Source organism: Roseovarius sp., assembly GCF_018066915.1.
Lineage (GTDB): Bacteria > Pseudomonadota > Alphaproteobacteria > Rhodobacterales > Rhodobacteraceae > Roseovarius.
Window position 1 is genome coordinate 1 of the sequence record NZ_JAGPVV010000075.1, and the last position, 6,426, is coordinate 6,426.

4 protein-coding genes and 3 pseudogenes are annotated in these 6,426 nt (G+C 57.0%); 6 read left to right on the top strand and 1 reads right to left on the bottom strand.

What is annotated here, in order from left to right:
• From KBT70_RS04530 to KBT70_RS20730, 6 genes and pseudogenes are all read left to right on the top strand, one after another.
• Nucleotides 1-1,017 (top strand): annotated as a pseudogene (locus KBT70_RS04530) (IS21 family transposase); the annotation flags it as partial.
• Between the two features lie 134 nt (nt 1,018-1,151).
• Entirely contained in the window at nt 1,152-2,780 is a 1,629-nt protein-coding gene (locus tag KBT70_RS04535) for a Mu transposase C-terminal domain-containing protein (protein ID WP_082894773.1), read from the top strand.
• Nucleotides 2,758-3,615, top strand: coding sequence for a TniB family NTP-binding protein (locus KBT70_RS04540; RefSeq protein ID WP_229678661.1), 858 nt, complete (start codon nt 2,758-2,760; stop codon nt 3,613-3,615). Before KBT70_RS04535 ends, KBT70_RS04540 begins: the two co-directional genes overlap by 23 nt.
• Nucleotides 3,612-4,571: a TniQ family protein gene (locus tag KBT70_RS20725; RefSeq protein ID WP_111368995.1), complete on the top strand. Its 960-nt coding sequence runs from the start codon at nt 3,612-3,614 to the stop codon at nt 4,569-4,571. Before KBT70_RS04540 ends, KBT70_RS20725 begins: the two co-directional genes overlap by 4 nt.
• 520 nt (nt 4,572-5,091) lie before the next feature.
• A complete protein-coding gene (locus tag KBT70_RS04545) occupies nt 5,092-5,433 on the top strand; it encodes a hypothetical protein (protein WP_111368992.1) in 342 nt (113 codons plus the stop codon).
• A pseudogene (locus tag KBT70_RS20730) lies at nt 5,379-5,777 on the top strand (TniQ family protein); the annotation flags it as partial. The gene KBT70_RS04545 and the pseudogene KBT70_RS20730, both read left to right, overlap by 55 nt.
• Before the next feature lie 261 nt (nt 5,778-6,038).
• On the opposite strand, the pseudogene KBT70_RS04550 reads toward KBT70_RS20730, so the two are convergent.
• A pseudogene (locus KBT70_RS04550) lies at nt 6,039-6,426 on the bottom strand (alpha/beta hydrolase); the annotation flags it as partial.

Genomic DNA, 6,426 nt, shown 5'->3' on the forward strand with positions numbered 1-6,426 from the left:
CGTTGAGCAAAAGGCCCACTTCTTCGTCCTGGATTTGCCGCACAGCGATGCCTACTTCGCGCGGGCCTACCCGGCGGCCACGGCGGAGGCCTGGATGGACGGGCATGTGCATGCCTTTGCCTTCTTTGGCGGAGTGCCGCAGTCGGTGCTGTATGACAACGACCGCTGCCTTGTCGCTAAGATCCAACCCGATGGGATACGGGTGCGGGCCACGCTGTTCAGCGGGTTGCTGTCGCACTACCTGTTCCGAGACCGCTACGGACAGCCTGGCAAAGGCAACGACAAGGGCAATGTAGAGGGAATGGTGGGCTATGTGCGTCGCAACCACATGGTGCCGATCCCCTGCTTCCCGGACTGGGAACGCTTCAACGCCTATCTCGAAGAGCGGTGCCGCGCGCGTCAGGGCTATACCTTGCGGGGACACACGGAGACGATCGGCGTGCGGCTGCAACGGGATCTGGCCGAGATGCGCCCCTTGCCAGCCGCTCCCTTTGAGGCCTGCGCACAGGCCAGTGGCCGAGTGAGCTCCCAGTCTTTGGTCCGCTACGCCACCAATGATTACTCGGTGCTAGTGGCCTATGGCCATCAGGACGTCTGGGTGCGGGCCTATGTCGATCAGGTGGTGATTGGCTGCCGTGGGGATGTGATCGCACGCCATCCGCGGTGCTACGGGCGGGAGGACATGGTGTTCGACCCGATCCATTATCTCCCGCTGATCGAACGCAAGATCAATGCCTTAGGTCAGGCCGCGCCCCTTGCGGAATGGGATTTGCCCGAAGAGTTCGACACGCTGCGCGCTTGATGGAAGCGCGCATGCTGAAGATCGGCCGTCGCGAGTATGTCCAGGTGCTGCGGCTTCTGGAAAGCTTCGGCATAGAGGAGCTGCACGCCGCTGTAAAACAAGCCCTGAAGATGGGCGCAGTCGGCTTTGATGCTGTGAAGCATCTGGTCCTGTGTCAGGTCGAGAAGCGGCCACCACGGTGTCGTTGTGCCCTAATTAAAGAGAATAGAGGCTAATTTTTCCCTGACTTTTCAATGGCTGCTTGTACCTCTATTTGTGGCATTGTACCTTTAATTAGGATACTGTACCCTAATTTAGGATACAAGATTATCTGTGGATAACTTTCGGCGATTTGTGATGAAGACGCGCTGTGAAATCTGAAGCCGTTGCGAAACATCGTGCTGCTATTCTGCGGCCGCTTCTTGAGCTTGAAAAAAAGGGCGACCCAATTGGTCGTGCCATTGGCGACGCGGCATGGGAGTTGGGTCTTTCCAAAAGCTATACTTGGAAGCTTTACCGTCGTCTCAAAGAGAACGATGCTCGATCCGTTGCGCTGCAACCGGGTCGGCGCGGGCCTAAACCTGGAAAAGGGCGTCTTGCTCCGGATGTGGAGCGCATCATCAGCACCACCCTTAGCCGCTACTATCTGGTTCGAGAACGTTCAAGTTTTTTGCGCATTTGGCGTGAGATACGCTCAGAGTGTGATGCAAAGGGCTTCCAGCCTCCGACCCGTCGAACAGTTAAGCGGCGGCTAGATGCGATGGACCAGCGTAAGGTCATCTCAAAGCGACATGGCGCGGACGTAGCTGGACAATTGTTCGCAGCGCGTCCTGGCAAACTCGACGTTCCCGACCCACTCGACGTCGTGCAAATCGATCATACCAAGGCCGATGTATTTTTGGTCGATCACATCGATCGACAGCCTCTTGCGCGGCCGAACCTGACGATGGCGATCGATGTCACCACGCGTGTGGTGTTGGGCGTATACGTGAGTTTCGATGCACCGTCCGTTCTGTCGGTTGCGCTTTGTCTCGACCATTGCGTGCGCCGAAAGACAGTGCATGTGCCCGGCACCCTTGAAGAGCTTACCTGGCCTACGGCTGGTATTCCGAAGGCTGTTCATGTGGACAATGCCCAGGAGTTCCGCAGCAGAGCGTTCAAGTCCGCGTGCGAGGATTGGGGCATTGATGTTTCCTATCGTCCCAAGGGCGGCAAGCATTACGGAGGTCACATTGAGCGCTTGATCGGTACAACTATGGGTTCGGTTCACGTATTGCCTGGAACCACGCACTCGTCACCCAAAGACAAGGGTGACTATAACAGCGAACAAAACGCGACTTTGACGCTTGCTGAGTTTGAAGACTGGCTTCATCTTGAAATCTGTCGGTATCACAACACCCCGCATCGGGCTCTTGGCCGGACACCTCTTGCTGCCTGGAGCGATTTGGGTGGCGATACAGCAGGGCGGCAAGTTGTCGATGTGGACGCGTTTCGATCGAGCTTCATGCCTTTTGAATGGCGCAAGCTTGGCCGCACAGGGATCACGCTTTTTGAAGTGCGCTACTGGAATGATGCGTTTGCGTCCTTGATCGGGCGGGGCAAAGAGAAGGCGCAAGTCAGATTTGATCCGCGGAACCTATCGAAGATTTGGGTGCAGGTAGACGATGGTCGCATGATCGAAGCGCGCTACCGAAATCTCAGTCATCCCGAAATCTCTCTTTGGGAAAGTCGCCGCGCCCGCAAAGAATGGAAAGAAAAGCACGGTGGGCGGATCCACGAAAAGGCGCTGTTTGATATGGTAGACGCGCAAAGGCGTCTGGCCGAGGCAGCGCGCCAGAAAACCAAGGCAGCCAGGCTGGGTAAAGAGCGGGATGCGCGCCTGTCAAAGGCCCCAAAGCAGCGCGACCCTTCTCGTGAAATGTTCGCGATTGATACCGGCAACCCTGATCTTCCAACCTATCCCATAGATGAATTTCATGACCCAAAACGAAAGAATTGACCGCATTCGCAGCGACCATTGGATCGCTTTTGATCGTGCAACGATTGTCCTCAATCGATTGACATCATTGATGGAAACACCGCGACAAAGTCGCATGCCAGGTTTGATGGTCTATGGGAGCTCTGGCATCGGGAAGACGATGATCGCCAAACGTATGGCGAGCAAGTATCCCACTCAATACAAGAGTGATCTCGGGATCACCAAGACACCTGTATTGCTGCTTCAGGCACCACCCGCGCCGGATGAGAGAAGGTTCTACCAACACTTACTATCTACGATTGGCGCGCCCATGTGGGGGCGTCGCACAGTCTCGGAACTGGAGGTTCGGGCGCTGAACCATCTCAGAGACATGGACCTGAAAATGCTCATGATTGACGAGGTGCACAATCTGCTTGCCGGCAGTTACAGGGAGCAACGTCGGTTCCTCAACATGCTACGGTTCCTCGCAAATGAGCTTAGCGTATCGCTCGTGGTCTTTGGCGTTAACGAAGCGCTTGATGCCGTCCGTGGCGATGACCAGCTTGCGCGCCGGTTGGATGAACATTTTTTGCCGCTTTGGGAAGACGATGTAGAGTTCTCACGTCTGATCCAAACACTGATCGCGGCCATGGCGCTGGAAAAACCTTCGGGCCTGACCGTTGCTTCGCTCCGAACCATCCTGAAGGTGACCGGCGGGGTCACGTCCCGCGTCTTTATCATGATTAAGTCTCTGGCCATCGATGCGATTCATTCTGGGGAAGAGAGGATTACGGATGAGGCTGTCGCGACATGGCGGCCGACCTGGAACAAACATGCGTGGACGGTTCCGCTTGAGACGGCCGTTGAGGCCGAGTGACCATCAAGCTTCTGCCCCGCCGACCACCACCCCTATGCGATGAACTGCTTTCGAGCTGGCTTACCCGGCTGGCACAAGCCAATCACTGTTCAACCGAAGAACTGTGCGGCTATCTTGGCTTGCAAAGGGGCAGGGTGCCCGACCGCTCGAGCGACCTTGAGCAAGTTTGTGTAGACCGATTGTGCGCGGCTGTTGGAAGAAAACGTACCGAGATTGCGGCGATGACATTGCCAAATTTGAGCGCCCGCTCATTGAACTATCTGGCAACACATGACTTTCAGACCTGCACATATTGCCAAGAGCAAACGCCGGATCTGGTATTGCGCCACTGGCGGTTTGCTTGGTCGACAAACTGTGAAAGTTGCGGTCGGTCTCTGGTATCGACATGTCCGCATGCTGGTATCTCAAAGCGTATGAAAGCGCGTGCGGTTCAGGGGGCTAAAAGATTGGCGTCAGCTGTAGTCTCTGGCGACCAACAAAGCCTGCATCAGTTCAGACAAACGTCAGACCTTCTGCGATTGTGGAAATTGGCGGATGCAGATGCGCTGATCTCTGAGAACCAAGCCCAAAGAACAATTGTTCTCGCTGCGATTGAACTCGGATCAAAGCACCCGTTGCTTCGCACTGCCTATCGGGTGGCGCGAAACAACCGGGCAGCGCGGAGTCTGTTGCGTACGTTTCCGCGACAGAGTGAGGCTTTGGAGAATCTCCAGAGCTGGGCCCGACTTCATGAATATCGATATGCAGACCAGGGAGCCATAGGCCGCCGAGCTAGAACACGAGGGCTCGGAACAACTGGACTTGTGCCATCCGAGAGAGCGCTTCATGCGGCACGACGCGCAATTGAAGAACTCGGCTCCAACACTGATCGACATGCACTTCTGCTCCGCGCGCAAGAGATTTGGCAGACGGAACCACTCATCCGAAGGTCGCCGAAACCTGTGGACATATCCTAAATAGAGGCACAGAAATCGCCAAAATAGGCCAGAAGCGGTAATTTCTCTTTTATTAGGGTACTACGACATCCGCAGCGGGCTGCACCGTTAATTTTCATATTGTACCCTTTATGAGCACACGGTCGGTTTTGTGGATAAGTACCGACCACTTGGGGCAAGGGATTGGTGTGGTCAGTGAGCGTCTTGCACAACATCGCGCTTCGGTTCTGCGTCCGATCCTAGAGCTTGAGAAGAAGGGTGAGCCGATCAGTGCCGCGATCGGAGGTGCTGCTTGGGAACTGGGTCTGGCGAAAGGCCATACTTAGTCCCTTTATTGCCGTTTGCGCGAGAATGATGGGCGGGCCGCAGCCAGGGTCGAAACGGATCGCACGAGAAGTTGAAAACCTGATCGTTGCGCGCCTGCGACGCTATTATCTGGTCCGCGAGCGAGCCGGTTTCCTGCGCAGTTGGCGAGAGATCCGTTCGGAATGCGACGCAAGGGGTTTTCAGCCCCCGCCGCGAAAAACGGTAAAGGCTCGGCTTGCATCCTGCTGGTTCAGGCGCCGCCGGCACCCGACGGCTGGCCGAACCCTACCTGCCGTTCTGGGAGGAGGAGGTTGAGGTCTCTCGGCTCATTCAGACATTGATTGCCGCGATGGCACTCAAGCAACGGTCAGGCCTGACAGTCGCGTCGCTTCGGACGATCCTGAAGGTGACGGGTGGTGTGACGTCGCGCGTGTTCATCATGATCAAGTCTTTGGCTGTTGAGGCGATCGAGACGGGTGAGGAGCGGATCACCGATGATGCCGTTCAGTTCTGGCAGCCGATATGGGCAAAGCACGCGTGGCGTACTCCACATCGGCCAATGGCAGAGTTTGGGTGACAATCAAACCATTGCCACGCCGTCCGCCGCCGGTACGCGACGAGCTGCTCTCGAGCTGGATCAGGCGGCGGGCCCGGGCCAATCATTGTTCCGTCGAAAACCTCTGCGGGTATCTCGGATTGGGGCAGGGCAGGGTGCCGGAGCTTATGAACGATCTCGGACAGGTGAACTGGGTTCGCTTTTGCTCGGCGGTTCAACGGACCCGGAATGAGATCGAGGCCATGGCTCTTCCGGACACGACCCCTCTCCCCGTTCAATGCGTATCGCGTGACGACTTCCAGGTTTGCGAAAGCTGTAAGGATCAGACGCCCGGACTGATCCTGCGCCACTGGCGCTACGGTTGGTCGCTGACTTGCGGAAACTGTGATCGACCCCTTTTGGCGAGGCATCCGTCAGATGGTCTATCAGACAGGCTACATGTCCGCGCCGCTCGTGGCGCAACAGTGCTGAAGATCGCAATTCAAGCCAACGATCTTGGGCGCAGCAATCCTACTGTGCAGAAACGACAATGCATTCTGGGAGCTTCGCCTGAGCTACGCAAGGCTCCACTCATTCCGCGCTACCATCGGAATTATACCACGTCCAAAGGCGGCTATCCCACCGGGTCAGCGATCGCCCTCTGCTGCCGCCACCGCAGCGATATAGGCCCGCAACACCGCGAGGCTTTCCGGCTCGTCCAGAAACGGCATGTGCGCCCTGTCGGGTACTTCGGCCCGGATCAGGTCTGGCCGCCGCAGCGCCATCTCCTCGACAATGCGCGTGGACAGGATGTCCGAATTCTCCCCACGGATCACCGCCACCGGCCGCCCGGCAAGCGCATCGAATCCGTGCCACATGTTTGGCGCCCGGTCGAGCGTGGCCATGAAAGCGTCGCGCAGGGCAGGGTCGTAGGTAATACGCAACCCGTCCGGCGTTTCGGCGAAATGGTGCTGCACCTCTTCGCGCCACCGCGCATCAGGCACGCCGTAAAACCCCGGATGGTGGACGGGCATT